23 protein-coding genes are annotated in these 25,518 nt (G+C 69.8%); 12 read left to right on the forward strand and 11 right to left on the reverse strand.

The genetic code is table 11. The features are described 5' to 3' along the window. Window positions 1–36: 36 nt before the first annotated feature. The 5 genes from G4D83_RS13870 to mraZ are packed head-to-tail and all read right to left on the reverse strand — an operon-like array spanning window position 37 to window position 4,257. Window positions 37–2,055, reverse strand: coding sequence for a penicillin-binding protein (locus G4D83_RS13870; protein WP_163865219.1), 2,019 nt, complete (start codon window positions 2,053–2,055; stop codon window positions 37–39). Beyond that, window positions 2,052–2,456 (reverse strand): cell division protein FtsL, encoded by a 405-nt coding sequence (ftsL, locus tag G4D83_RS13875; RefSeq protein WP_163865220.1) that lies wholly within the window; start codon window positions 2,454–2,456, stop codon window positions 2,052–2,054. Before ftsL ends, G4D83_RS13870 begins: the two co-directional genes overlap by 4 nt. Further along, window positions 2,453–3,367, reverse strand: coding sequence for a 16S rRNA (cytosine(1402)-N(4))-methyltransferase RsmH (rsmH, locus tag G4D83_RS13880; protein ID WP_163865221.1), 915 nt, complete (start codon window positions 3,365–3,367; stop codon window positions 2,453–2,455). Before rsmH ends, ftsL begins: the two co-directional genes overlap by 4 nt. Window positions 3,368–3,371: 4 nt before the next feature. Next, on the reverse strand, window positions 3,372–3,758 hold the full coding sequence (locus G4D83_RS13885; protein ID WP_163865222.1) for an STAS domain-containing protein: 387 nt from the start codon (window positions 3,756–3,758) through the stop codon (window positions 3,372–3,374). A gap of 46 nt (window positions 3,759–3,804) precedes the next feature. Beyond that, entirely contained in the window at window positions 3,805–4,257 is a 453-nt protein-coding gene (gene mraZ / locus G4D83_RS13890; RefSeq protein WP_141648205.1) for a division/cell wall cluster transcriptional repressor MraZ, read from the reverse strand. A gap of 264 nt (window positions 4,258–4,521) precedes the next feature. Between mraZ and G4D83_RS13895 the strand changes: the two genes are divergently transcribed. Continuing rightward, the gene (locus tag G4D83_RS13895) at window positions 4,522–5,229 is read left to right on the forward strand and encodes a PilZ domain-containing protein (RefSeq protein WP_163865223.1); all 708 of its coding nucleotides are present in this window, start codon (window positions 4,522–4,524) and stop codon (window positions 5,227–5,229) included. Window positions 5,230–5,239: 10 nt separating this feature from the next. Here G4D83_RS13895 and G4D83_RS13900 read toward each other — a convergent pair whose 3' ends face one another. After that, the gene (locus G4D83_RS13900; RefSeq protein WP_163865224.1) at window positions 5,240–7,042 is read right to left on the reverse strand and encodes an acyl-CoA dehydrogenase family protein; all 1,803 of its coding nucleotides are present in this window, start codon (window positions 7,040–7,042) and stop codon (window positions 5,240–5,242) included. A 309-nt stretch (window positions 7,043–7,351) separates the two neighbouring features. Further along, complete coding sequence (locus G4D83_RS13905; RefSeq protein WP_163865225.1) at window positions 7,352–8,647, reverse strand: hypothetical protein; 1,296 nt, start codon at window positions 8,645–8,647, stop codon at window positions 7,352–7,354. A 508-nt stretch (window positions 8,648–9,155) separates the two neighbouring features. Here G4D83_RS13905 and G4D83_RS13910 point away from each other — a divergent pair. Further along, entirely contained in the window at window positions 9,156–10,466 is a 1,311-nt protein-coding gene (locus tag G4D83_RS13910; protein ID WP_163865226.1) for a hypothetical protein, read from the forward strand. A 3-nt stretch (window positions 10,467–10,469) separates the two neighbouring features. Here G4D83_RS13910 and G4D83_RS13915 read toward each other — a convergent pair whose 3' ends face one another. Both G4D83_RS13915 and G4D83_RS13920 read right to left on the reverse strand, forming a co-directional pair. Then, entirely contained in the window at window positions 10,470–11,306 is an 837-nt protein-coding gene (locus G4D83_RS13915; protein ID WP_163865227.1) for a hypothetical protein, read from the reverse strand. An 86-nt stretch (window positions 11,307–11,392) separates the two neighbouring features. Continuing rightward, window positions 11,393–12,280 carry a phosphatase domain-containing protein gene (locus G4D83_RS13920; RefSeq protein ID WP_240356315.1) on the reverse strand — a complete coding sequence of 296 codons (888 nt, stop codon included), beginning with the start codon at window positions 12,278–12,280 and terminating at the stop codon, window positions 11,393–11,395. A gap of 236 nt (window positions 12,281–12,516) precedes the next feature. On the opposite strand from G4D83_RS13920, the gene G4D83_RS13925 reads away from it, so the two are divergent. From G4D83_RS13925 to G4D83_RS13950, 6 genes are all read left to right on the forward strand, one after another. Continuing rightward, window positions 12,517–14,847 carry a serine/threonine-protein kinase gene (locus G4D83_RS13925; RefSeq protein ID WP_163865229.1) on the forward strand — a complete coding sequence of 777 codons (2,331 nt, stop codon included), beginning with the start codon at window positions 12,517–12,519 and terminating at the stop codon, window positions 14,845–14,847. Between the two features lie 88 nt (window positions 14,848–14,935). Next, the gene (locus G4D83_RS13930; RefSeq protein ID WP_163865230.1) at window positions 14,936–15,148 is read left to right on the forward strand and encodes a hypothetical protein; all 213 of its coding nucleotides are present in this window, start codon (window positions 14,936–14,938) and stop codon (window positions 15,146–15,148) included. A gap of 72 nt (window positions 15,149–15,220) precedes the next feature. Further along, complete coding sequence (locus tag G4D83_RS13935) at window positions 15,221–16,186, forward strand: CarD family transcriptional regulator (RefSeq protein ID WP_163865231.1); 966 nt, start codon at window positions 15,221–15,223, stop codon at window positions 16,184–16,186. A gap of 74 nt (window positions 16,187–16,260) precedes the next feature. Then, complete coding sequence (locus G4D83_RS13940) at window positions 16,261–16,773, forward strand: zinc metalloprotease (protein ID WP_163865232.1); 513 nt, start codon at window positions 16,261–16,263, stop codon at window positions 16,771–16,773. Further along, window positions 16,760–17,710 (forward strand): hypothetical protein, encoded by a 951-nt coding sequence (locus G4D83_RS13945; protein WP_163865233.1) that lies wholly within the window; start codon window positions 16,760–16,762, stop codon window positions 17,708–17,710. The genes G4D83_RS13940 and G4D83_RS13945 overlap by 14 nt, the downstream gene beginning before the upstream one ends. Beyond that, window positions 17,707–19,551 carry an ArnT family glycosyltransferase gene (locus tag G4D83_RS13950; protein ID WP_163865234.1) on the forward strand — a complete coding sequence of 615 codons (1,845 nt, stop codon included), beginning with the start codon at window positions 17,707–17,709 and terminating at the stop codon, window positions 19,549–19,551. Before G4D83_RS13945 ends, G4D83_RS13950 begins: the two co-directional genes overlap by 4 nt. Before the next feature lie 61 nt (window positions 19,552–19,612). Here G4D83_RS13950 and G4D83_RS13955 read toward each other — a convergent pair whose 3' ends face one another. After that, window positions 19,613–20,344 carry an HAD family hydrolase gene (locus G4D83_RS13955; protein ID WP_163865235.1) on the reverse strand — a complete coding sequence of 244 codons (732 nt, stop codon included), beginning with the start codon at window positions 20,342–20,344 and terminating at the stop codon, window positions 19,613–19,615. Window positions 20,345–20,667: 323 nt separating this feature from the next. On the opposite strand from G4D83_RS13955, the gene G4D83_RS13960 reads away from it, so the two are divergent. Continuing rightward, the gene (locus G4D83_RS13960; RefSeq protein WP_163865236.1) at window positions 20,668–21,348 is read left to right on the forward strand and encodes a hypothetical protein; all 681 of its coding nucleotides are present in this window, start codon (window positions 20,668–20,670) and stop codon (window positions 21,346–21,348) included. A gap of 7 nt (window positions 21,349–21,355) precedes the next feature. On the opposite strand, the gene G4D83_RS13965 is transcribed toward G4D83_RS13960, so the two are convergent. Continuing rightward, a complete protein-coding gene (locus G4D83_RS13965) occupies window positions 21,356–21,970 on the reverse strand; it encodes a TetR/AcrR family transcriptional regulator (protein WP_163865237.1) in 615 nt (204 codons plus the stop codon). A gap of 127 nt (window positions 21,971–22,097) precedes the next feature. On the opposite strand from G4D83_RS13965, the gene G4D83_RS13970 reads away from it, so the two are divergent. From G4D83_RS13970 to G4D83_RS13980, 3 genes are all read left to right on the forward strand, one after another. Further along, entirely contained in the window at window positions 22,098–23,297 is a 1,200-nt protein-coding gene (locus G4D83_RS13970; protein ID WP_163865238.1) for a macrolide family glycosyltransferase, read from the forward strand. Between the two features lie 139 nt (window positions 23,298–23,436). Then, window positions 23,437–24,720 (forward strand): Nramp family divalent metal transporter, encoded by a 1,284-nt coding sequence (locus G4D83_RS13975; RefSeq protein WP_163865239.1) that lies wholly within the window; start codon window positions 23,437–23,439, stop codon window positions 24,718–24,720. A gap of 163 nt (window positions 24,721–24,883) precedes the next feature. After that, a complete protein-coding gene (locus G4D83_RS13980; RefSeq protein WP_163865240.1) occupies window positions 24,884–25,480 on the forward strand; it encodes a hypothetical protein in 597 nt (198 codons plus the stop codon). Window positions 25,481–25,518 lie beyond the last annotated feature (38 nt).

Raw genomic sequence — 25,518 nt, forward strand, 5'->3', positions numbered from 1 at the left:
CGCATTGCAAGCGCGGGGCCTGGAACGAGCGCGGCCTCATTGCCGCGTCGCGAGCTCCAGCGTCACCCGGGCCCCCTTCTCCACCAGCGAGCCGGCGGCGGGGGTTTGAGACACCACACGTCCACTGCCCAGTACTTGTGGCTCGAGAGCCGCGGCGAGCAGCTTCACCACGGCCTCGCGACCTCCGGCACCCTGGACGTCCGGCACACGCACCGTGCCGGGCTCAGGGCTCTCCGAAACCGCCTCCTCCAACGCCGGCCGAGCGGGCTCGGTGGCCTTCGCCACCGGCTTCGCCACGACAGGCACGGAGGATGCTGCCGCCACGGCCACCCCGGGTGCCACCGTCCGAGACGGGGGCACGGCCAGGTGGGCCATGGCAGCGGTCGCAATTTCCTTGAAAGCAGGGGCAGCCACGAGCCCCCCGTACACGTCTGTCTTGGGTTCGTCCACCACCACGAGGATGACAATGCGCGGATCCTCGGCCGGCACCATGCCGACAAAGGAGGCAATCCGCTTGTCCGAGTAGCCCCGAGCCACCGGATCCGCCTTCTGGGCCGTTCCCGTCTTGCCGGCGACCCGGTACTCCTCCATGGCGGCCTTGGGGGCGGTGCCTCCCTTGACCACCACGCTTTCGAGCATGCTCACCACCTGATTGGCCACCTTCGCGGAAACCGCCCGGCGGACCTCGGTGGGGCGATTCTCAAGCAGCACTACCCCGTCGGGGTCCACCACCTTCGTCACGAGGTAGGGCCGCATCAGCACGCCATCGTTGGCCAGCGCACCATAGGCCGAGGCAATCTGCACGGCGGTGGCCGTCATTCCCTGCCCGAAGGACTGGGTGGCCAGGGAGACCTCCGCCTTCGGGAACGGGATGACGCCCCGCCCTTCTCCCGGCAGGGCCAGCCCCGTGCGCTCGGCGAAGCCGAAGGCATGGTAGCCGGCCACCATCTTCTCGCGCCCCAGCACCTGGGCAATCTTCGCCATGCAGATGTTGGAGGAGACCTGGAGGATGCCCCTGGGCGCCGTCCACCCGTAGGGGTGCGTATCGTTGATGGTGTGGCGGCCCACGCGCCAGGCGCCATTCTCGCAGAAGAAGACGCTCTCCTCGGTGATGGCCTTCTCCTCCAACGCCGTGGCCACCACGAAGGGCTTGGTGGTGGAGCCAGGCTCGAAGGTGTCCAGCGCGCCCCGGTTGCGCACCGTGCCACGGGTGATGCTCTCCGGGGTGTTCGGGTTGAAGCGGGGGTGGTTGGCCAGCGCCAGAATCTCCCCCGTCTTCGGGTCCAGGGCCACCACCATGCCGGCGATGCCCTTGGCCTCCTCCACCGCCTTGGCCAGGGACTTCTCCGCCACGTACTGGAGATGCCGGTCCAGGGTCAGCGTGACGGCGGCGCCCTGGCGCTCCAGCGGATCCAACGCGCCCTGCACCAGCAGCTTGCGGCCCTTGGCGTCGCGGAAGCCCGACATGCGGGAGTTCTGCCCGGACAGCTCGTCCTCGAAGGCCAGCTCCAGGCCCTCCAGGCCCTTGCCGTCCATGCCCACCATGCCCACGACGTGGGCGCCCAGCTCGCGCTGCGGATAGAAGCGCTTGGGCTCCTTGGTGAAGCCCATGCCGGGCAGGCCCAGCGCCTTCACGGCGGCGACCTCCTGGGGCTTGGCCTGACGCTTCACCCAGGCGAAGCGCTTGGAGCGCGCCAGCCGCGCGCCCAGCTCGTCCGCGTCCACCTTCAGCGCCTTGGCCAGCGAGCGCGAGGCCTGACGCACGTCGGGGAGCATGGAGGGGTCCACCCAGATGGAGTCCACCTCCACGCTCTGGGCGAGCGGCGTGCCGCGCCGGTCGAAGATGTCGCCCCGGCGGGCCGGAATCTCAATCTGGCGGACGTACTGGTCCTGCGCCATTCCGCGCAGCTTCTCCTGCTCGAAGACCTGGAGCTGCACGGCGCGACCGAAGGCGACGCCCAGGAGCAACAGGAAGAGGCTGAACAAGAGCTGCACGCGCAGCTTCAGTCCCTTCGTGTTGGGCTCCGGGGCCCGTGTCGCCTTGAAGTCCCTCACCGGCCCGAGCCTCCACGGCCCGCCACGCGTACGCCAGCATTGTCTTGAGAAGGAGCGGACGCCGACGCGCTGTTTCGCGAGGGCTTGTCAGCGGACAGCGACACCACCGCGCTGCCGGCGGGCATCGTCATGCCGAGCTGCTCACGCGCCACGCGCTCCAGCCGACCCGGCGCCTTGAGCGTGGCCAGCTCCAGCTTGAGCCGGTCATTCTCCCGGGTGAGCGAGCGGCTCTCCGACTCCGCGCGCGACAGCCGGTAGCCCATGTCCACCACCATCACCCGGCTGGTGACGTGGAGCATGCCCACTCCAGCGAAGAGGGAGAACAGGAGGACGGCGGGCAGCAGGTGCAACAGCACCCCCGTCAACGACACGGAGCCACGCGGGGAGGACGCCTTGCTCATCGTACTTTCTCCAACACGCGCAGGTGCGCGCTTCGAGAGCGGGGGTTGACCGAAATCTCTTCGTCAGAGGCGGCCACGGCCTTCTTCGTCACCACGATGAAGTTGCCCACGCTGGCGCAGACGCAGATGGGAAGGCCCGGAGGACAGGTGCAGCGGCCCTCCAGCGTGCGGAAGCCCTCCTTCACCTTGCGGTCCTCCAGCGAGTGGAAGGAGATGACCGCGGCGCGGCCGCCGACCTTGAGCAGCGTGGGCAACGCGGCCAGGAGCGAGTCCAGCGCCTCCAGCTCCTGGTTCACCGCCATGCGCAGCGCCTGGAACGTCCGGGTGGCGACGTGGATCCGCGTGGGCCACGCCTTGCGAGGCACCGCGCGCTTGACGACTTCGGCGGCCTCCAGCGTGCGCGTGGGCAGCGCGCGCTTGAGCTCGCGGGCGATGGGCCGGGCGAAGGGCTCCTCGCCGTACTCCTTGAGGATGAGCGCCAGCTCCGACTCGTCCGTGGACGCGATGAGCTCCGCGGCGGTGGGGCCATCCGGGCCCATGCGCATGTCCAGCGGGCCGTCCTTCATGAAGGAGAAGCCGCGCTCGGCCACGTCGAGCTGCGGGGAGGAGACGCCCAGGTCCACCAGCACGCCGTCCACCGGAAGCAGCTCCGCGGCCACGCGGGGCAGGTCCGCGAAGTTGCCGGCGCGGCCCTGGAAGCGGGGATTGGGCCCCAGGCGGGCGGAGGCGGCGGCGAGCGCCACCGGGTCTCGGTCCACGCCCACCACGGACGCGCCCTGTGCCAGGAGCGCCTCCGTGTGGCCACCGCCCCCCAGTGTGCCGTCGATGATCACCTTGCCCGCTCCGGCTCGCAGCAGATCCACCGCTTCACGCAGAAGGACGGTCTGGTGCTGGAAGTCCAAGTCCCCCACGCGGTCAGACGAAGGGAGCCCGCGCGAGTGAAAACGCGGCGCGGGCGTCGTTCATGTGCGGGTAGATTTCAAACGCGTCGTGCGCGCCCGCCGCCCGGAAGATGGCGGCCAGGTACGGCGACAGTCCGGACAGCTTCAAGTCTCCACCCGTGCGACGGAACGCCTCGGCGCGGGCCATCAGCGGCTTGACGCCCCGGTAGTTGAGGTGCCCCACCTCGGACAGGTCCAGCACCACCTGACGCACGCCCCGGTGCATCCGCTGGGTGAGCTCGTCGCACAGCTTCAGCAGGTCCTGCTCGCTCAGCTCGCCCTCCAGCATGAGCGTCTCCACGCGGTCGGTACCCGCCAGCGCGCTCGTCGCCCTCCGCCGGACCTCCAGAACCTGATTCATACGCGTGCCACCCTCTCGGGACTCCGACCTTCTGTCGACTTTCCGGCTATTGGTGCCGCAGCTCGGAAAGCACCTTCATCACGTCCGCGGAGGCCGCTTCCTGCCGGGCCTCTTCCTGGGCCTTCGCCCAACCCTCGCGGCTCCAAAGTTCGATCACCTTCACCATCCCCGCCCACACCACGTCCTTCTCCAGCCCCGCATACGTCCTGAGCGACGGCGGAATCAGCAGCCGCCCCAGCCTGTCCAGCGGGCACTCCTGAGCGCTGGCCACGTACAGGCGCATCAGCGTCTTCACCCCGGGCTCCATCGGATTGCGCCGCGCGAGGGACGCCTCGAGCGCCTCCCACTCCCGCACCGGGTAGGCGTGGAGGCACCGGTCCAGGGCCGTGGTGATGATGAGCCGCTCGTCATAGGCCCCCACCAAGGTCTCCCGGAGCTTCGCCGGGAGGCTGGTCCGCCCCTTCGCGTCGATCTGGTGCTCATAGACGCCTCGGAACACGGGGGATGATCCACCTTTTCAGCCCTTCAGGGGATGAAGCTCCACTCCTTCCCACTTCTTGCCACTACCGGGCGGCATTCATACGCGGCCCCCTAGGGGGGGTCAAGAAAGCGCAACAGGTTGGAACACGCCGCCAGTGGGTTCCCGACATCCAGACAACCCGTCACACCTGGAAGGTCAGGTGTTTGGCGCATCGCGGCGCCCTACCCATGGGGAGGGGGCAAACTTGAGCTGGCTCGGGGAAGAGCGCAGAGTGACGGGCGCGTGAACACGAACGTGCGACTGAAGGTGGCCTACAAGAGCCCGCAGTCCCTGGTGGGGGAATACACGCGCAGCGTAGGTCAAGGTGGCGCCACGCTCCAGACGCGTCGCAGTCTCCCGCTGGGGACTCGCTTCACTTTCGAGCTGCATGCCGGAGGTCTGCCCCGCCCCGTGGAGGTCCTGGGCGAGGTGGTGCAGGTGGAGCCCCGCGAGGAGCGCAACTACCTGGTCACCGTGCGCTATGGGGCCAGTGAGGACCGCACCGCGCTGGACGCCGTGCTCCAGCGGATCTTCGCCGCCCAGGAGCAGGAGGGGCTGCGGCGCTTTCCCCGGCTCCCGCTGCACCTGCGCGCGCTGGAGGCCACGCCCCTGTCGCCGACGTTCCTCGTCCGGGATATCTCCCGCGGCGGCGTGGGGCTGGAGGTGATGGCGCCCACCCTGCCCCGCCACGTGCGCGTGGGCACGCCCTTCCTGTTGGAGATGGACCTGACGGGCGGCTCGCTGCTGTTGCACGGCGAGGTGGTGTGGACGTCGTCGGTGCCCCGGAAGAACGCCACCGAGGCGACGCCGGGCTTCGGCGCGACGTTCGGCAGGCTGCGAGCGCCGATGCAGCAGCGGCTGGATGCGCTGCTCGCGCTGGAGTCACTGCCCCCCGCGCCCTGGAAGGCGCGGGTGAGCTTTGGCATGGACGCCGTGACGCGGATGCCGTGACGGTGCTTCGCTACTCCGTGAAGGGGTAGCCGCCGGCGGACTCGATGGCGGCCACCACCGTCTCGCGCAGCTCCGCGGGGTTGTACGGCGTGAAGAGGTCCAGCGTGGCAAGCCGCTTCAGCTCCGTGTCCAGCGCGTCTCCCTGGAGCGTCGCGCACAGCGCTCGGCGCGTCCTGTCGTAGGAGCGGGGGATGCTGTCGAACGCGAACAGGCGCACCAGCGCCAACCGCACAGGGTCCAACGCTCCGCCGGCCGCCGCCTGACGCGTGCGCGTCACCAGCGAGTCCAGGGCGAAGGCGTCCATCACCACGTCGGAGAGCGCGGCGAGCACCTCCTGGTGCTGCTCCAGCTCCGGGCCGAACTTCTCCGCCGCCACGCGCAGGCCGTGGAGGGCCAGGCGCTTGGCGACCTCGGCGGCCACTTCCTGCGGGGCCAGCGCGTCATTCGTTCGAGCCTGGGGCTTCTCGCCTCGCGCCAGCTCCTCCGCCACGTTGCCCGCCATGGCGAACAGCGGCAGGTCGCCCTTCACCGCGCGCTTGAGGAGCATGCCGGTGATGAGCATGCGGTTGATTTCGTTGGTGCCCTCGAAGATGCGGTTGATGCGCGCGTCGCGGTAGGCGCGCTCGACGGGGTACTCCTCGATGTAGCCCGCGCCGCCGTGCAGTTGCACCGCGTCGTCCACCACGTGTCCCAGGGCCTCCGAGCCGTACACCTTCATGATGGAGGACTCGATGGCGTACTCCTCCACTGCGGCCAGGAGATGCCCCTCGTAGTCGGGGGCGGACTTGTCGCGAGCGGCGAGGCGCGCGTCGACGAGGCCCGTGGTGCGGTAGGTCATGCTCTCCAGCGCGTAGATGAGCGCGGCCATGCGCGCCAGCTTCTCGCGCGACAGCGGGAAGCGGACGATGGGCGTGCCGAACTGCTTGCGCTCCTGCACGAAGCGCAGCGCGTTGCCGAGCTGGAGCTTCATGCCCCCGAGCACGCCCGCGCCCAGCTTCAAGCGGCCGTAGTTGAGGATGTTGAAGGCAATCTTGTGGCCCTTGCCCACCTCGCCCAGCAGGTTCTCCGCCGGGACTCGCGCGTCCTCGAAGTAGAGCGGGCACGTGGACGAGCCACGGATGCCCATCTTGTGCTCCTCGGGCCCCACCGTGAGGCCCGGGGTGTCCTTCTCCACGATGAAGCCGGTGAACTTGTCGCCATCCACCTTGGCGAAGACGATGAAGACGTCCGCGAAGGCCGCGTTGGTGATGTAGAGCTTGGAGCCGTTGAGAATCCAGTGCTTGCCGTCCGGCGAGCGCACCGCCTTCGTCTTCGCGCCCAGCGCGTCACTGCCGCTGCCCTGCTCCGTGAGGGCGTACGCCGCCACCCACTCGCCGGTGCCCAGCTTCGGCAGGTACTTCGCCTTCTGCGCGGCGTTGCCGAACCAGACGATGGGCAGCGAGCCGATGCCGGTGTGCGCGCCGAACGTCACGGACCAGGAGCCGTTGAGGCTCATCGCCTCCGCGAGCAAGAGCGACGTGGTCTTGTCCAGGCCGGTGCCGCCGTAGGCTTCCGGGATGTCCACGCTGAGCAGGCCGAGCTCTCCCGCGTGGCGCAGCAGCTCGCGCAGCAGCGCGTTGTCCTTGTGCTCGATTCGAGCGGCCTGGGGCAGCACCTGCTCCCGGCTGAACTGGAGCGCCGTGCGGAAGAAGAGGCGCTGCTCCTCGGTGAAGGTCTCCGGCGTGACGAAGCGGGAGGTGCCGACCTCCTGGAAGAGGAAGGCCCCTCCGGTGGGAATTTCCTTCGACGCGGCGGGCTCATTGACTGCGGCCATCGATGACCTCCCAAGATGCGCGGAGGGCCTTGCTTTCCGTCGAGCGGAGACGCGGCCCATCCTCGGCAAGCTATGAAGTGCCGCATCATAGGAGGAGTGGCGAGCAGGCCAGCCCTTTTCTCTCGGGCGGTTTCGCCAGGCGGTCTTGAACCGGAGCACCGAGGTGACATCCGAGCATTCCGCTGAGCGGAACCGCCTCGCCGTGCGCCGAGGACACGGACCCACCGTGCCTTCGGCGCGTGAAGCGCTCGCGGTGTCGCTCGTCATGGAGCGCAACGGCCACGCCGTGTCAGGGCTGTCGGTGACGGCTCATTTCGCCGGGCAGCCCGGCGAACCCGGGAACGGCGACCACCCCCGGCTACAGGCGGTGGCGCTGAGCTGGTTGAGCCGGGACATCACATCCTTGGTCTGGAGGGCGGGGAGGAGCTGCCCTTCAATCAACGCGGCCTTGAAGGCGGGCGTCGTCGCGACATCGAGGAGCACCCCTCTCGCGCGAGCGAAAACCACCAGCTCGTCATAGACGGCGGAGAGCGCGGCGATGGTCGTGCGGTCCTGGGGACTGAGCTGGGAGAAGTCGACGCCAATCTCATACAGGTGTCGCAAGGCGTGGAGCCCCTGTCCACATTCGTAGCCGATGAAGTCCTCGCGGAAACCACCGTCGATGGGATTGGGCCCCGCAACCACGGCCTGGTCCGTACAGACGTGGTGGGAGATGCGGTCACCCAGCGCGTGCAGATAGATGCCGAGCCGCGCGTCCTCCACATGGGCCGAGCTTCCGCCCACCCACGCATCGAACCCGGTGGCGAGCACGTTCGGCGTGCTGCCATCGGAAGACACGGACAACACCTGCGTCCCCGTGGCCAGCGTGAAGGGAATCGAAGCGGCCACACCAAACAATCCGATGAGCCCTCGCACCGGCACGGACTGGCCACCGTCGTCCGTGTAGCAGGCCGGACCCGTGGACAGGTCCCCGCCCGGACTCGGCACCGTCAGGCCCGCGGTGCACAACGGCGCGGTGGTGCCCGTGCCCGCCATCGCCCAGGCACGGATGTGCGTGAGCATCCCTTCGGTGTCCGCGTCGTTGACCTCCGGCTTGAGGCCATTCACTCCTGGGAATGGCACCGCCGAGCCCCCGCTGCGAGGCGCCAGGTAATGGTAGAGGACACCACCCGTCTTGAGGTCGGTGCGCACCAGCCCACTGATGTCGACGGTGGTCAGCGCCGCCGCCTCCGGGACGGGCTGCCCATGGATGTCGCGAGGGATGAACTGGCCCAGGTCCGTGGCCTCGTTGTAGGCGGCAATCCAATACGCATCGGAGAAGGAGAAGCCCACCGCCCGCGCCAACAGGTAGGTGGCATCCGAGTGGACGACGCTCCGGCCGCCATTGAATTGGGACGGGGCATTCGTCAGGACGGCCAGGGACTCGGCCCGGCACCGTGCACTCGTGGGCTCCCGGAGCGAACAGCTCGACGGCAGGTTCGTGCAGTTCGCCACCGTCCCCGCGCCCAGCGGGTAGCACACGTCTTCAGCGAAGGCCCAGGCCCCCGTCGGCACCAGGGCCGCCATCATCACCACGCCACACCACCACATCGGTCGATTCCGCATGGATTGACCTCCGAGAGGAGACCGGGCCACCAGCCCGGTCCGCATGGACTGACACGATTCGAAACGGGGCCGGTGTCGACATGGCGAGCGCGCCAGTCCACACCCCGCGCCGTTGAGACGTCATCGAAAGCGAGGCGGTGAGGAGGGCACCAGGATTGAAGCTCCGCGCCGCGATGGCTCGCGGCAATCCTCCCGCGAGGCTTTCGGGTAGCCGGAAACGAACACCGTTCCGCTGACACCCGACGCCTCGGTTGGTTGCTCATTCCCCGGCATGGGCATACCGCCCACCGGCGCCACGCGCGTGTCCACGGAGACATCGACGCTCAGGCACCCTCCCCCGCGCGAAGAACCCCGCGGGGAGGTGGCTGCCCCGCCGTCATTCCCGCGTGATTGTGCCGTGAGGGACAGTTGCGTCCGCCAGTTCGGGCCCTCGCCATTCACAGTGACCACCCATGCGTCCTCACTTCAAACAGGGGCCCCTTTCCGCTCCTGTGAATGGGGAGCTGTCATGCGGATGAGAACGCAGGTGTTGTCGTGGCTGTGCGTCATGGGCGTCATCGCGAGCGGCGCACGGGCGATTGCCGCCGAGCCGCTCGTGGGAGGCCTGTCGTGGGCCCATCAGCTCAGCGGACCCGGCGAAGAGAGCGGACGGATTGCCTCCTCCAAGGACGGCGGATTCGTGTCCTTCGTCAACTTCACCGGCAGCATCAACGTGGGCGCGGGCCCCATCCAAGCCCCCGGAGGTCCGACGGACCAGGCCGTCGCGCTCATCCGCCATGATGCCGCCGGCAAGCCGAGCGTCATCCGCGTCATCAGCGGGCTCTACGCCTTTCGTCATGCGGTGGATGCGCAGGGCAACATCGTCATCATCGTCGAGGCCATCGGCGTCAGTCCTGGCAGCAGCCTGTTCAGCGAAGGCTTCCAGTTGGTGAAGCTCGACGCCAATGGCCGACTGCTCTGGCTGCGCCCCATCCCCAGCTCGGACATCTGGGTGCAGACGCTGGTGACGGACCGCGACGGCAACATCGGCATCGGCGGCTACGTCGTCAGAGATGCCAGCCCCCGGTTCGCCTTCTACAAGCACAGCCCGGAGGGCGTGAGGCTGTGGAGCTTCGTCGACGTGAATGCGTTCCAGAGCCTCGCGCGCGCCGCCGCCGTCGACAGCGAGGGCAACTTCTACGTGGGCGGAGACGCCTATGGCACCACCAGCATCGCGGAGCCCTACCTCGTCAGCCTCTCCCCCAGCGGTCAGCCGCGCTGGCGTCGTCGACTGCTCGGCGCGCTGGGCTTCGCCTATGGCGTGGCCGCCCACGGCAACCGCGTGGTGATGGTTGGCACGTACGCCAACTCCTTCACCTTCGCGGGGCAGTCCCACGCCTCCACCGGCAACCTGGGCATCGACCAGGACGCGTTCGTCGCCGCCTGGACTCTTGATGGCGAGGAGCGCTGGGCGTGGAACTTCGGCTTCGATATCGAGAGCGTCGCCATGGACGAGCGCGACGGCGTCACCGTCGTCGGGGGCTATCAGGCGGGCAGCTCGGACCTGGGCATCCTGGGCCCGCTGGCCGGCAATCCGTCGAGCGCCGCCAACGTCTACGTCGCGAAGTTCGACCGCCTCCAGGGCCAGCGCCGCTGGGTGCAGAGCTTCCCCAGCGGCCTGGACCGCAGCTCGCCGGGTCTCGACGCGGCTTCCGTCGCTGTCTCCAAGGATGGCCGCGCCGCGGTCCTCGGCCTCTTCCACGACACGCTCAAGGTGGGCCCGAACACGTGGACCGCGAACGGCTGGTCGGACCTGTTCCTGTTCAACTTCGAGCCCTGAACGTCAGCCCGCGTCCCTGACGTGGGGCGGCGTCGGGAAGACGAGGCACAGGGTGTCGAACAAGGGCTCGCCCGGGGCCGTGTACACGGCTCCGAGCGCCCGCGCGGCCTGTGAGACTTCGGTGCCGAACGAAGGCACGAGGCAGATGTCCTCGGACTGCTTGAAGCGTCCCTCGAGCAGTCGCAGCCCGTGCCGCAGCATCGCCAGGTCCTGACGCCCCTCACGCACCGGCACCGAGGGGCCATTCGCATCGGGCCCGGGGAGCTTGCCCACGCTGGTGCTCAACTCGAAGCCGTCCGCGCGCTGGATGATGCGCAGCTTTCCCGGCGCCACCTCCGCCAGCCACGCGCGGAAACCGTCCTCGTCGCGCAAGACGAGCGGATACGCCACTGGCGCGTCTGGATGCGCCAGCCACACCGCCTTGGCGGAGTCCCGCAGCATCGCGAGCAACTCGGACACCTGCGCCAGGAACGTGTCGGCGTCCGGCACCAGCAGGACCTCACGCCCCTTCACCCGCTCCGCGAGCCGCGCGAGGGACTCCGGACGCGCGGGCTCGAACGCCTCCGAGCCGAGCCGCACCTGCTCACCCGCGAGCGACAATCGCAGCGCGTTGGACGGAAGCGCTTCGCCATACACGGGCACGGACCCGGGCGCATCGCGTGGAACAGTCGGCCCTCCGTCCTCGGGCGCTTGGCTTGCTCCCGTGGAGAGCGAGGGCAATGGCTCGGGCTTCAGCGACTGCAGCGGCTCCGCGGCCTTCTCCTCGCGACAGCCCACCGCCGCGAGCAGCGGACACAGCACCACCACGAAGCCTCGAAGCGCCAGGGACGCGCTTCGCATCCGCGTGTCGAGGCAACGCCAGGTCGCGAGGCGAAGCCACGAGAGTCGCCATCGGCCCCGCGCCTCCGCGCCCCACCGAACGAACATCATGGAGTCGACGGACCCGCCGTGGCAGGCAGCGCGGGCTTCGGCAGCGCGCTCGACACACAGGCCGCGTCCGCCAGCCCCAGGCCCACGGCGTGCTCCGCCGCTTCACGCGCGTCCTTGAACAGCAGCATGTCCTGGAAGCGCTTCGTGTCCTTCGTGCGCCCCGCGTCGCGGATGTACACGGCCTTCACCCGCCCCGGGAACTCCTCGCGAATCTGCGCGTAGACCTCCGGGTCCTTCTCCCCCGAGTCCCCCACCAACACGACGGGCAGCGAGAACTGCGTGAGCAGCCGGCGGATGATGGGCTGCTTGTAGTTGGACAGCGACGAAGGGCCCAAATCCCGCAGGTACACGCCGAAGCCCGCGGGGAACTGGTGCCGCTCCAAAAACCCCCGCACGCGCGGCAGGTACTGAACCGGCGAGCCGCTCACCAGCGCGAACGCCGACGACGTCCCGACGCCCCGCATGCAGCCGTAGAGCGCGGCCATGCCCGGCACCACCTCCTGCGTGTCGGAGTCCTTCAGCAACGCGGTCTGCACCAGCTTCGTCGGCTTCGTCACCTGCGTCACCGCCACCGTGTCGTCGAAGTCGGAGACCACCAGCAGCGACGTCGTCGCCGGCAGCACCTCCACCCGGGCACTGGCGATGGCGCCCTCCACCCACGCCTCCGCTTCGGAGGCGCCTTCCTTGAAGCGGCTTCCCTCGGGCGGCATCAAGGTCACTTCGAACCCACCGTCATGCCCGCTCGTCACGATGGCGGTGACGCCCTGGAAGCGCACCGACACCTTCGCGCCTTCCCAGTTGGGGGCCACCAACCGCCGCACATTGCGCGACAGCGCCGAGCTTCCGTCCGAGGGCGCCTCCTTCAGCACGCGTCCCTGAAACATGACGCGCTCTGGCAATCCCAACACAGGCGCGAGCAACACCGCTGGAGCCGCCAGAACGTCGGAACCCCCCAGTAGAACACCCAGGACAAAGAGCCGAGCAAGCATGGTCAACGGAATTTTCCCGTGTTAACGTTTCAAGAGCCCTGATGATAGCTTCGCGCAGGTTTCGAGAGGCGTGTTGGAGTCGTGGAGGGGCAGCACATCGGCCCGGTGCGCCCAGAGGAGCCGGAAGACACGTGGAGCACCCGTCCGAAGGGCTCGATTTCGGCAAGTACACGTTGCTCGAGCGCATCGCGACGGGCGGCATGGCGGAGATCTTCCGCGCCCGGATGACCGCGGTGGCGGGGGTCACCAAGCCCGTCGTCATCAAGAAGATCCTCCCGGGCTACGCGGACAAGAGCGCCTTCGTCTCCATGTTCGTCAACGAGGCGCGCATCGCCGCGGGGCTGAGCCACGGCAACATCGCCCAGGTCTTCGACTTCGGCGAAGTGGGCGGCCAGTACTTCATCGCGATGGAGTGGGTGGACGGGCATCCGCTGTCACGGGTGCTGCGACGGGCCCGCGAGAAGGGGCTCTACACCCTACCCCAACCGCTGGCCCTGCTGGTGACGGTGGAGGTGCTCAAGGGACTGGCCTACGCCCACACCCGCCTGGATGACCGGGGCCGCCCGCTGCACATCATCCACCGCGACGTCAGCCCGCAGAACGTGCTCCTGAGCTTCGAGGGCCAGGTGAAGCTGGTGGACTTCGGCATCGCCCGGGCGCGGCTCGCGGGCCACGGCGCCAGCGACGAATCCGACGAGACAGAGGCCAAGGGCAAGTACGCGTACTTCGCGCCGGAGCAGGCCCGGGGCCGGGAGCTGGACGCGCGCGCGGACATCTTCGCGGCGGGCACGCTCCTGTACGAGACGCTGTGCGGGCGGCTGCCCTTCGAAGGCGCCATCCCGGACGTGATGCGCAAAATCGCGCTGGGCGACTTTCCGCGCCCCCGCGAGCTGGAGCCGGACATCCCACCGGCCCTGGAGCGCATCCTCCTCACCGCCCTCGCCGTGGAGCGCGACCAGCGCTACCCCACCGCCGAGGCCTTCGCCGAGGCCCTCACCCGCTACCTGCACACCGCCACGCCCGACGTCTCCTCCAGCGCGCTGGCCCACTTCATGGGCTACCTGTTCGAGACGGAGCTGGTGGCGGATGGACGGCCCGTGCTCCTGCCGCGCGAGTTCCTCGCGCAGATGGCTCGCTGGACGCGCGCTCCCGCCGACCGACGCACCGTCCACGAGCCGCCTCCGCTCGACCTGCCTCCGCCGCCCGAGTCCATCCCGGTCCCTCGCGCTCCGACGCCCGGAGAGGGCCGCCGAGAGCGCACCACCCAGCCCATCCCGGCGGTGCCCGGCCCTTCGGAGCCCTCCACCGTCCCGGAGAGTGAAGCGCCCACCGAGCCGCCCCATCCCGCGCCCCGGCCTCCGGGCGGCTTCCGCCTGCCGCGCGCGGTGGTGCTGGGCGCGCCGGTGCTGGCCGCCGTGGGCGTGGCGCTCCTGGTGATGGCGATGGGGCGCAACGGCACCTTCTCCGTGGAGCTGAGCTCCTCGCCCCCCGGCGCCACCATCCGGGTGGATGGCCGCATGCTGGGCTCCGTCACGCCCGCCCTCCTCACCCACCTGCCCGCCGACAGCGAGCACCTGCTGGAGGTCCAGATTCCCGGCATGGTGCCGTGGAGCCAGGTGGTGCGCGCGGAGCGGGGAAACACCCTCGCGGTCCACGCGCGGCTCCGTCCTCGACTGAACACTCCCTCCTCCGGGGCCGCCGCCCTCGCCGAGGACAAGGCCCCGCACGAACCGCTGCTCCAGGACGCGGACTGGGCTCCCGGAGGCCAGCGCCTGTCCGCCGTGAGTCACGCCTTCCGCGTCCCGCTGACGTCCGCCGCGCGCGTGTCGTTGGACCCGGCCCGCACCTACCTGGTGCACACCGAGGGACGCATGTCCCTGGGGGGACCGATGGCCGTGGAGCACGCCGGCTACTTCGTGGAGGGTGACAGCGAACTGCCCGCGCACGAGTCCTTCGGCCTGCTCGGTCCCGACGAGCAGCTCATCCGCCACGCCACCGTCCTCTATGTCTTCGCGCTGGACGCGCGGCGCGAGGACAACCGGGGCGGGCTCCAGGTGCGCGTGCGGGAGCTGGGCGGACCCACCCATCCGCCGTTCCGCCTGGACGCGCGCCACCACGCGGTGAAGCTCTCGCGCGCGGACCGCTTCGTCCTCCATGCGTTGGACCCGGGCACCACGTACGAAGTGGTGCTGCGCTACACCGCCGAGCCCGCCCGGACGCGGGGCCTGGGCGGCGGTCCCGTGGGACGGGTGCTCGGCCTGGTGGGCACGGACCAGGGCCCCGACGGCTCGCCCAGCGGCCTGGCGCTGCTGGAAGTGGGGCAGCCATCCCGGTTGAGGGGCGCGTCCTGGCTCCAGCTCGCCTTCCCGGACGACAACCTGGCGGACAACACCGGCACCCTGCTCCTGGAGGTCATCCCCACCGCGCAGCCCGAGCGACGCAACGAGCGCCCCACGCGTTGACGGGTTGCTACAGCCGTGCAGCGACCTGTCGCCGAAAAGTTGATCCTCCGGGCCCTCCCCCTACCCTGGGCGACAAGGAGGGCTCAACATGTTGAAGCTGATGGCGGTGGCCGTCGTAGGTGCGGTGGTGCTGGGGACGGTGGGGCTGTCCGGTCGCGTGGATGCGCGGCCAGGGAGCACGGAAGCAGGGCCGACGCAGGCGCAGGTGGAGGCGGCGCTGGACGCACGGCAGAAGGAGCTTCTGGGCATCCTTTTGGAGGCACAGCGAACGGGCGAACGCACGGCGTCGGTTCACCGGTAATCTCGTGGCGTCGAACGCGAACCGGTGCTAAGCCCGGACCTCCTTTGACGTCCATCTGCCCGTGAGGGGGACATGCCTGAAGGGTCCGCGTCACTCAACCAGCTGGCGGTCGGCGACCGGGTCGTCTATCCGAATCAGGGTGTCTGCCGCGTCACCGCCATCGACACGAAAGTAGTGGCGGGACAGAGCCTCGTCTTCGTCACGATGCGCCGGGAGGAAGACGGCGCCGTGGTCATGGTGCCCGAGGCCAAGGTCGTGGCCATCGGCGTGCGCAAGGTCGCCAATGCCGAGGACGTGAAGAGCGTCTTCGCCTTCCTGCGCTCGGACGGCGACAAGGCCGACCTGGACTGGAAGCAGCGCGCTCGCACCAACCTGGAACGGATGACCCAAGGCGGCATCCTGGGCCTGGCCGAAGTCGTGAAGGACCTGCAGATCCTCAGCGAGCTGCGGCCCCTGCCGACCAAGGAGCGTGAGCTGTACGACAATGCCCGGCACCTCCTGGTGTCGGAAGTCGCCGCCGCGCTCGGCACCGCCGAGGTCAACGCCGAAGACGCCATCGACATCGTCCTCTTCCCGCCCGGCCGCGAGCGCCCCAAGCGCACCGCCGCCGAGTTCGCGCGCGGAGAGGAAGACGACCTGGGTCTGGACGGCGACCTGCTGGGGCTCGACGGAGACCTGGACCTGCCCTCCGAGGAGGAGGCGCCGGCCGAGCCCGCCGAAGAGGAGAACTCCGAGGAAGAGGGCGAGGAGTCCGAGGAGAAGTCCTCCGACGAAGACGCCCCCAAGAAGCGCGGCCGTCCGCCCAAGGCCAAGCCCGAGGAGGCCGAGGGCGCCGAGCCCGCCGCTCCGAAGAAGCGCGGCCGTCCGCCCAAGCCGAAGCCGGAGGCGCCTCCTCCTGGCGCCGAGCCCGCCGCGCCCAAGAAGCGCGGCCGTCCGCCCAAGGCCAAGCCGCCCGAGGCGGAGGGCGCCGAGCCCGCCGCGCCCAAGAAGCGTGGCCGTCCTCCCAAGGCGAAGCCCGCCGAGGGTGGCGAGGACTGACAGTCGACACCCGAGTCCCGGGGGCGGTGCTCATGGCCCCCCTCCGAGGGCCCTTTGCGCCGAGGTGACGCCCCGTGATTCGCATCGTGACGCTGGACCCCTTCGAGGAAAAGCCGCTCGCCAAGCTCAAGAGCACGCTCTACACGGCGTTCGGCGTGGGCAGCGAGCACTCCGGCAGCGCGGAGATTCCTCCCGGGCTCGGCGAGCCGCTCGACGCCGAGAAGCTGCTGGACCAGGTGAAGGGCATTCGCGCCTACCAGGATGACAAGGTGCTGCTGCTGACATCGCGCAAGCTGAAGGAGCGCGAGCTGCCCAGCGGCGTGGCCCCCACTCCGGGCTTCTCGCGCCAGGGCAAGGACCGCGCGGTCATCACCCTGCAACCCCACAAAGATTTGGAGGCCAGCTTCAAGCCGGTGGCCCGCCAGGCGCTCCACCAGCTCGGCCACCTCTGGGAGCTGCACCACTGCCTGGACCCGCGGTGCTCGATGTACCCGCCCTGGACGCCGTCGTTCAACTCGGGCGAGCCCATCTTCTGCACCTTCTGCCGGGAAAAGAGCGAGCAGAAGATTCGCCTTGCGAAGTCCTAGCACCGCACGCGCGCTGCCCCTCCTGGAGCTGGGGGGCCTCTTGCTGGTCGCGCTCCTGGCGCTGCTCTTCCACCTGCGACTGCCGGGCAAGCTCCCCTCCGAGGCGAGCTACCGCGCGGTGGCGGAGCGGCTCCAGGCGGAGGCCCGTCCTGGTGACGCCGTCCTCCTGTTCCCCTGGTGGGCGGAGCGCGCCCGCCTCTTCCTCCCGCCGTCGCTGCCCGTCTACGGCTACCTGGGCTCGGACCGGGATGACCTCTCCGCGCATCCGCGCGTCTGGGTGCTGGGCCAGCCGGAGCTGCCGCGCTCGGACGAGGACGCCTTCCTCGCGAGCTTCCTGCCGGAGCGCCGCGCCGTGGGAACCGCCACGCACGAGGGGCCGCTGTCGCTGGCCCTCTACGAGAATGGTCGCCACCGGCCTCGCCGCTTCGATGCCGCGGACCTCGTGTCTCGCGCGCGGGTGTATCTGGAGTCCGACGACGGTGCGCGCCAGCCCTGTCCCTTCGACGGCACGGCGCACCGCTGCCCAGGGCCGGGCAACGTGTACGTCGCGCGGGAGTGGCACGAAATCCTCTATGAGCCGCGCCGCTGCTTGTGGATGCCCGCGCCGGGTGGAGCGCGGCGCCTCGTCGCGGAGTTCGACGGTGTGCCCGGCGACGTGGGCCTGCGGTTGGAGGGCGGCATCATCTTCGAGTACGCCTTCCCCCGGGACGCGCAGCTGACGCCGGCCGTGCTGGGCGTGGACGACGCGGCCAGTGGCGCGCGGCTGATGGAAGTGGCGATAGCGCCGGGCCAGGAGGGCGTGAAGAAGTCGGAGGTCCATCTGCCTCCGGGCGAGGCGCGCACGGTGAAGGTGTGGGTCCGCTCACAGAATCCGGACCGGCGTGCGGTGTGCCTGGACGTGCTGGCGGTGGAGCCGGCGGTGGGGGTGAAGGGATGATGGGCAGGCCCGCCACCCGGGACGAGAAATACGTGGCGTGGGCGCTGTGGGCGCTCGCCTTCGTGGCGCTGTGGCTGACGGAGTCCGCGGTGGGCTACACGCGCGACGAGAGCGTCTACTTCGCCGCGGCGGAGGGCTACGCGAGCTGGTTCCGGCAGCTCTTCCATTCGCCGGCGAAGGCGCTGACGGACGCGGCCATCGTCCGCGCGTGGGACTACAACCACGAGCACCCCGCGCTGATGAAGACGCTGTTCGGGCTGAGCCACCTGCTCTTCCACGACACGCTGGGGTGGATGCGCTCGGCCACGGCGTTCCGGCTGCCGGCCTTCGCCCTGGCGGCGATGGTGCCCGCGCTGAGCTTCCTGTTTGGCAGCGCGCTGTATGGACGCACCGCCGGACTGTTCGCCGCGTTCGCCTTCATGCTGGTGCCGCGCCAGTACTTCAACGCGGAGCTGGCGTGCTTCGATTTGCCCGTGGCCGCGCTGTGGCTGCTCGTCGTGTACTGCTTCTGGCGGGCGTTGGAGGACACGCGGTGGGGAGTGGCCTGTGGCGTGGCCTTCGGACTTGCGCTGGCCACCAAGCACAACGCGCTGTTCCTGCCCTTCGTGCTGACGCCCTTCGCGCTGTGGCGGGCCTGGACGGCGAGCGAGAGTGCGCCCGAGGCGCGCGGGTGGCTCCTGCGCTTCGTGGGCGTGTTCTCCGCGGTGGCGGTGTTCTACGGGCTCCTCGTCCTGTCACTGGGTGGCGGAGAGGGCTTCCAGCAGAAGTTCCTGCTGCTCAGTCCCCACACGCTGCTCTTCGTCAGCCTCGCGGCGGGCGGCGCGTGGACGCTCAAGGGGATGGAGAAGGTGAGCGCGCCGGTGACGCGGGCGCTGGTCCCGGTGGCGGCGATGGCGGTGCTCGGCCCCGTCATCTTCTATCTGCACTGGCCCTACCTCTGGCACCAGCCGGTGGACCGCACCGCGTGGTACCTGGCGTTCCACGCGAAGCACAACCACTACGCGTGGTTCTATCTGGGCACGCTCTTGCGCGAGCCTCCCTTCCCCCTGTCCTACGTGGTGGTGAAGACGGCCCTCACGGTGCCCACCAGCCTCTTCGCGCCCATGGTGACGGGCTTCGTCGCGCTGGCGGCGCGCGTGGTGCTGGGGCAGCTCGAGCGGACACGCGCCTGGGTGCGCCCCCCGACGATGGCGGAGGCGCTCGTCGGGGTGAACGCGGTGACGTCCATCCTCATCATCAGCCACCCCCAGGTGCCCCACTTCGGCGGGGTGAAGCACTGGTTCCCGTCCATGGTGTTCCTGGGACTGCTAGCCGGACAGGCGGTGTCGCGAGGCTGCGCGGCGCTGGTGGAGCGACTCAAGGAGCGCTGGCCCTCGCTGCCGGGTGTCGCCGTGGTGACGGGCGTGTTCGCGCTGCTCCTGGCGCCCGCGCTGGTGTACTCGGCGCGCGTGTTCCCCTACGGGACGGCGGCCTACTCTGAGCTGGCGGGAGGCGCTGCGGGCGCGGCGACGTTGGGCATGCAGCGCCAGTTCTGGTCCAGCCACGTCACCGGCGTGCTGCCGTGGATCAACGAGCACGCGAAGCCGGGCGCGCGGCTGTTCCTGCATGAGGTGCACGGGGGCTCGTTCCGCGACTACCAGCGCAACGGCATGCTCCGGCCGGACTTGCGCGCGGTGGGCAGTCCCTTCGACGCGGACATCGTCGCGTACCAGTACCACCAGGAGTTTCGCGAGTACGAGTTCCAGACGTGGCAGGCCTTCGGCACGCGCACGCCGGCGACGGGCCTGTACCTGGACGAGACGCCGCAGGTGGTCGTCTACGTCAGGCCCGAGTCACGGTGAGCTGCTGCGACAGCGATTTCGAAACCCATCAACGCCGTGCGGCAGGCGCCCCGCGTCACCTTCACCGGGCCGCGTGTGAGTCCTCCCCTTCCGCGCCCCGTGCGAGCAGGGGCGGAAGGACTCGCAGCACGTCGTGCCGGTCCACCACCCGCCATCCATGGCGCGCCGCGAGGTCCGCCAGCTCTTCGGAAGGCTCGAAGGCCACGGGCAGCCCCACCAGCCGGAAGACCTCCGCGTCGGAAGCGGAGTTGCCCATGGCGAGCGAGTCCGCCAGACGGACGTGGTGCAGCACCTCCAGTTCGCGGAGGATGCTCGGCTTGCCTCCCAGCAGCCCCGGGCCCTGGAGCACGCGCCCGGTGTAGCGACTGTTCCGGATGTCCAGGACGGCGGCGCGATAGACATCGATGCCCAGCTCGTAGGCCACCAGGTGGACCAGCTCGATGGGCCCCCCGGAGATGAGGGCCATCAGGAACCCGTTCGACTTCAACATCCGCACAAGGGGACGCACGAAGCCGAACAGCCGGCCCCGGGCTCGAGCCCAGACATCCTCCGCCGCGCGCTCCACGGTGGAGACCGTCACCCCCGCGGCCGCGCGGCCCAGGCTTTGGTAGACCTCCGCCAGGGACGTGTAGAAGTCCGGGCAGCCGGCGTGGTGTCGCTCCACATTGGACATGAACTCCCGCCCCAATTCGGGCTCACAGACGCCTCGCGCCAACAGCTCCCTCACCAGCAACACGCCGAGGGTGTCCGGCGTCAGCGTCCCATCCAGGTCGAGCACCGCGAGCCTTCTCATTCCAAACCTTTCATGGCGCCCCAGTCTTCCGGCCAGGAGGGCCCGCGGCACGCACTCAGGTGTTGACGTAGGGGCCCATGGTTTTGGATGTCGGCTCGGAAGAAATCGTGTCTGGCAATGAACGGCGGGAGCAGGGCGCGCCCGCGCCGGGTTGGCGAGTCATCACGAGACTCCGCCCGACAGTCCAGACGCGTCTCCCCCTGGATAGACACCACCGTCCGCCGGGCGGGGCCACCGGGCGGCCATGGTCGCGGTCGCATTGCAGACGCCCGGCCTCCCGCCCACCTTCGGCGAGAAGGGCTCACGCCCGGGGGGATTTCCACATGCATCTGTCCAGGCTTCCGTCGATTCTCGCCGTGTCCGCGGCGCTCTGCTTCTCCATCGGCTGCTCCAAGCGGGGCTCGCAATCCCAGGGCGCCGAGCCGCAGGCCAGCACCCAGCCGCCGCCCGAGGCGCCGCCGCCACCGGCCACCGCGGCGGCAGTGCCTCCCGACATGGGGCCGCAGCCGCCCCCGCCGGATGGCAAGCACCACGACAAGCACCACAAGAGCGCCTCCGCGGCCAACTGCCCCATGTCCGTCTCGGGCGCGGTGGCCCGGGCCCAGGACGTGCCCGAGGGCGTGGCGCTCATCATCAGCACGCCGGAGCCGACGCAGGTGGCGGAGCTTCAGCAGCGCAGCCGCGCCATGCTCCACGAGCAGGCGGAGAGCACCCAGCGCGCGCAGCAGGAGACGCCCATGCAGGAGGCCCAGCACGAGGACTTGGGTGACAGCCCGCTGGAGGAGCAGGACGGCCTGGACGACACCGGCATGGGTGGCTCCGGCATGGCGGGCGCGCCGACGATGCCCTCCAGCGCCAGCGTCCAGGACACGCCGGATGGCGTCGTCATCGTCTACACCGCGATGGACCCGAAGAAGCAGAAGCAGCTCAGCGGCGAGGTCCACAAGACGGCGGACCAGATGCAGCCCGGCAAGTGCCCGGGGATGAGCCCCGACATGCCGTGAGCGAGCGTCAGCCCGCGCTCCCCGACGAAGGACTCGGGGGGCGCAGGGCCGCCAGCGCGTAGTCCACCACCGTGTCCGCGTACTCGCGCGTGAGCGGCGCGGTGCGCAGCAGCCAGCGGTGGAACAGCGGGCCGAACAACAGCTCGACGGCGACGTCCAGGTCCACGCCTGACGCGACCTGTCCCGCCCGCTGCGCGGCCCGCAGCCGCTCCTTCGTCACCTCCAGATTAGGGCGCAGGAGCGTGTCCACGAACTGCCGTGCGAGCACCGGGTCCATCTGCGACTCGGCGGTGAGCGCGCGGGAGGGCACCTCGAAGCGCGGCTCGCACAGCTCGACGACGGTGGCGCGCAGCACCGTCTTCAGGTCCACCGAGACGTCTCCGGTGTCAGGCAGGGCCACCGCTCCGCCCGCCAGCGCGGCGAAGGCGTCCAGCACCAGCGCGCCCTTGTTGGGCCACCACCGGTAGATGGTCTGCTTGCCCACGCCCGCGCGGGCCGCGATGGCTTCAATGGTCAGCCGCGAGTAGCCCATCTCTCCCACCAGCTCGACCACCGCCTTCAGGATGGCCTGGTGCGAACGCCCGCTGCGGCGGGACTCATCGGGCTTCTTCGCGTCACTCATCGCCCGGCAGGCTAGCGGGACTCCGACGACACGCAACGTCTCGTCTTGACAAGGACGCCCGGCATCTCCATGGTGGCCATGGCGAGACGGTCCGTATCGTCTCCATTCCTGCCCTCAGGAGGACGCCATGCGTCGTCGCGCCCATATCGCCATGGTCAGCATTCCCGCCCACGGCCACGTGAATCCGAGCCTGGAGGTCATCCGGGAGCTGGTGACACGAGGCCACCGCGTCACCTACGCGAATGACGCGTCCTTCGCGGAGCGCATCGTCGAGACAGGGGCGGAGCTGGTGCCCTACCCGTCGACGCTGCCGCGCGAAGGCGTCGCGGACCGGAGCTGGCCGGAGGACACCATCGGTCAGCTCGCTGTGTTCCTCGACGACGCCATCGCCCTGCTCCCGAGGCTCCGCGCCGTCTACGGGCAGGACAAGCCGGACCTCTTCCTCTACGACATCGCGGGCTATGTCGCGCGCATCCTCGCGGAGAACTGGGGGCGGCCGGCAATCTCCCTCTCGCCCACCTTCGTCGCGTGGGAGGGCTACACCGAGGAGATGGCGCCGATGATGGAGTCGCTGCGAGCGGCTCCCGGTGGCGCCGAGTACTTCCAGCGGTTCTCCTCATGGCTCACGGAGTGCGGCGTGGCCCAGACGGAGTCCACGCTCTTCGTGGGGCTGCCACCGCGCTCGCTCGTGCTCATCCCCCGGGCGATGCAACCGCAAGCGGACCGCGTGGACACGAAGCGCTACACCTTCGTGGGCCCCTGCTTCGACGAGCGTCCCCAGCAGGGCACGTGGATGCGGCCCGAGGGCGTCGAGAAGGTGCTGCTCATCTCGCTCGGCTCCACCTTCACGAACCAGCCGGCCTTCTATCGCCACTGCATGGCGGCCTTCGGAGACCTGCCCGGCTGGCACGTGGTGCTGAACATCGGCCGGCACGTCGAGCGCGCCGAGCTCGGGGAGATTCCCCGCAACTTCGAGGTGCATCCGTGGATACCGCAGCTCTCGGTGGTGAAGCAGTCGGACGCCTTCATCACCCACGCGGGCATGGGCAGCACGCAGGAAGCGCTTTGGTGCGGAACGCCCATGATTGCCGTGCCCCAGGCCACGGACCAGTTCACCAACGCGGACCGCATCGTCGAGCTGGGTGTCGGCGTGCGACTCGACACGGAGAAGGCCACCGCGGAAGCGCTGCGCGAAGCACTCCGCCACATCACCACGGACGAGAACATCGCGCGGCGAGTGGCGGCGGTCCGTGACGAGCTGAGAGACGAAGGAGGCGTGAGGCGCGCCGCGGACCTCATCGAGGCGGCACTTCCGGCCCTCGACTGAGGAGCGAGCGCCCCGCGCGAACACACGGACCGGCCGGCCCGAGGAGCCCGGCGCCGGAAGTGACACGAGCCTTCCCCTCTCGGGCCGCACTGGCTTGGTCGACGTGTCGCTCGAGTGGGGGTGGTAGCCTTTCGGGCCCATGGAAAGCCCGGCCCCGCCCTCCGCGCAGTCCCTCGCCTCCGCCAGGCCCGGGCTGATGACTCGCTTCGGGCCCGGCATCCTCGTCGCCGCCACGGGCGTGGGCGCGGGAGACCTGCTCACCGCCAGCCTGGGAGGCTCCGCGGTGGGAGTGGCCATCCTCTGGGCCGCCGTCGTGGGCTCGGTGCTCAAGGGGTTCCTCAACGAGGGCGTCGCGCGCTGGCAGCTCGCCACCGGCACCACCGTGCTGGAGGGTTGGGCGCGGCTGGGCCCGGGCCTGCGCAACGTCTTCTTCGTCTACCTGCTCGGCTGGAGCTTCTTCACGGGCGGCGCGCTCATCTCCGCGTGCGGCGCGGCGGGAGATGCGTTGTGGCCACTCGGTGGAGACCCGGAGACGTCCCGACGCATCTGGGGCGTGGTCCACTCGCTCGTCGGGCTGGCACTCGTCGGGCTCGGAGGTTTCCGCCTCTTCGAGAAGCTGATGGCGGCCTGCATCGCGCTGATGTTCGGCGCGGTCCTCTTCGCCGCCGTGGGTTCGCAACCGGACTGGGCCGCCGCCGCACGCGGGCTCGTGATTCCCTCCCTGCCCGACAAGGGCACCGTGTGGGTGCTGGGCCTCCTGGGCGGCGTGGGCGGCACGGTGACGATGCTCTCGTATGGCTACTGGATTCGAGAGAAGGGCCGCGAGGGCCCTCAAGGCTTGAAGACCTGTCAGGCGGACCTCGCCGTGGGCTACGCGCTCACGGGGATGTTCGGCGCGGCCATGGTCATCATCGGCTCGACGCTGCGCCTGGAGGGCAGCGGGCTGAAGGTGGCGTCACTTCTCGCCACCCGACTGGAAGCGGTCATCGGCCCCGCCGGCTACTGGGTGTTCCTCGCGGGTTTCTGGGGCGCGGTCTTCTCCAGCCTGCTGGGCGTCTGGGAAGGCATTCCCTACCTCTTCGCGGACTTCCTGCGCATCCACCGCAAGCGCGAGCCGGGGCCACCGGTGGACCTGCGCAAGACTCGCGCGTGGCGGCTGTACCTGGTGGCGCTCGCCATCGTCCCGCTGCCCATGCTCTGGGCACCGCTCCAGCGCGCGCAGCTCGCATACGCCATCGTCGGCGCGCTGTTCATGCCGCTGCTCGCCGCCACCCTGCTGTGGATGAACAACCGACGCGCCTGGGTGGGCGCCCTGCGCAACGGCTGGCTCACCAACGCCGCGCTCGTCGCCACCCTGCTCCTCTTCCTCGCCGTCGGTCTCCAGGAGGCACTCGACGCACTGCGCAAGCTGCGTGGGCCTTGAGCCTGAACGCACGCTGGCGAGCCAGGAGCGAGGATGTGAACTGGCGGTCGTTGCGTCCGCTGGAGGGTGTACGAGCGAACGGCATGGCCTCCCCGAAGCACGAGGCTCGAAGTAGGCTGAGCGGCGCTGACGGTCGTTCTTCCACGCCCCTCAGGAGGGACACATGAAGCGCTGGAGTACGTTGCTCACGGTGGCGGCGCTGTGCGCGGGTTGTCAGAACGGCGGCAAGGACGACCGGCCCACACGCGCGCAGGTTCGCAAGACGGGACCCGCGACGATGGAGGTCATTCCCTCCGCCGGGCAGCTCCCCTACTGCATGCTCTACACGGTGTCGCAGAAGGGGGTCATCCGCCAGCTCACGCTGACGCGGGAGAACCGCTCCATCCGCTGCGACGCGAACAAGCCCATCGCCAACACCAGCTTCCGCGTCCCCACGCAGGAAGGAAAGGTGAAGGTCTACATCTTCTTCTCCGACGACCGCATCCCCGCGGGCCCCGTCGCGCAGCAGCTCTATGACTTGCGCGGACAGGACCGCATCAACGCGATGGACCTGCGCCTGCCCGGACGCGTCTACGTGGAGACGTTGGACTTCTCGCCCGAGGAAGCCACCGCGGAGATGACCGGCGCGGTGGTGGGCTCGCACGGTGAGGTCAACGACGGGGGCCCCGGCTCCGCGAACGCCACGGACATGGGCGCCACGGTCATCGGAGACGGCGGAACCACCGGCGCCCTGCCCGCGGCCTCGGACGACGGCACCTGAGTCCGTCATCCCCGAGGGAGGCGCTCGCCTCCCCCGGG

This window comes from Myxococcus eversor (genome assembly GCF_010894455.1).
Classification (GTDB): Bacteria; Myxococcota; Myxococcia; order Myxococcales; family Myxococcaceae; genus Myxococcus; species Myxococcus eversor.

Excerpts from the sequence above, each read along its gene's own strand:
- ftsL (WP_163865220.1), bottom strand. The coding sequence starts at position 2,456 with ATGAGCAAGGCGTCCTCCCCGCGTGGCTCCGTGTCGTTGACGGGGGTG.
- G4D83_RS13885 (WP_163865222.1), bottom strand. The coding sequence starts at position 3,758 with ATGAATCAGGTTCTGGAGGTCCGGCGGAGGGCGACGAGCGCGCTGGCG.
- G4D83_RS13900 (WP_163865224.1), bottom strand. The coding sequence starts at position 7,042 with ATGGCCGCAGTCAATGAGCCCGCCGCGTCGAAGGAAATTCCCACCGGA.
- G4D83_RS13905 (WP_163865225.1), bottom strand. The coding sequence starts at position 8,647 with ATGCGGAATCGACCGATGTGGTGGTGTGGCGTGGTGATGATGGCGGCC.
- G4D83_RS13910 (WP_163865226.1), top strand. The coding sequence starts at position 9,156 with ATGCGGATGAGAACGCAGGTGTTGTCGTGGCTGTGCGTCATGGGCGTC.
- G4D83_RS13915 (WP_163865227.1), bottom strand. The coding sequence starts at position 11,306 with ATGCGAAGCGCGTCCCTGGCGCTTCGAGGCTTCGTGGTGGTGCTGTGT.
- G4D83_RS13920 (WP_240356315.1), bottom strand. The coding sequence starts at position 12,280 with ATGTTTCAGGGACGCGTGCTGAAGGAGGCGCCCTCGGACGGAAGCTCG.
- G4D83_RS13930 (WP_163865230.1), top strand. The coding sequence starts at position 14,936 with ATGTTGAAGCTGATGGCGGTGGCCGTCGTAGGTGCGGTGGTGCTGGGG.
- G4D83_RS13935 (WP_163865231.1), top strand. The coding sequence starts at position 15,221 with ATGCCTGAAGGGTCCGCGTCACTCAACCAGCTGGCGGTCGGCGACCGG.
- G4D83_RS13950 (WP_163865234.1), top strand. The coding sequence starts at position 17,707 with ATGATGGGCAGGCCCGCCACCCGGGACGAGAAATACGTGGCGTGGGCG.
- G4D83_RS13955 (WP_163865235.1), bottom strand. The coding sequence starts at position 20,344 with ATGAGAAGGCTCGCGGTGCTCGACCTGGATGGGACGCTGACGCCGGAC.
- G4D83_RS13960 (WP_163865236.1), top strand. The coding sequence starts at position 20,668 with ATGCATCTGTCCAGGCTTCCGTCGATTCTCGCCGTGTCCGCGGCGCTC.
- G4D83_RS13965 (WP_163865237.1), bottom strand. The coding sequence starts at position 21,970 with ATGAGTGACGCGAAGAAGCCCGATGAGTCCCGCCGCAGCGGGCGTTCG.
- G4D83_RS13970 (WP_163865238.1), top strand. The coding sequence starts at position 22,098 with ATGCGTCGTCGCGCCCATATCGCCATGGTCAGCATTCCCGCCCACGGC.
- G4D83_RS13975 (WP_163865239.1), top strand. The coding sequence starts at position 23,437 with ATGGAAAGCCCGGCCCCGCCCTCCGCGCAGTCCCTCGCCTCCGCCAGG.
- G4D83_RS13980 (WP_163865240.1), top strand. The coding sequence starts at position 24,884 with ATGAAGCGCTGGAGTACGTTGCTCACGGTGGCGGCGCTGTGCGCGGGT.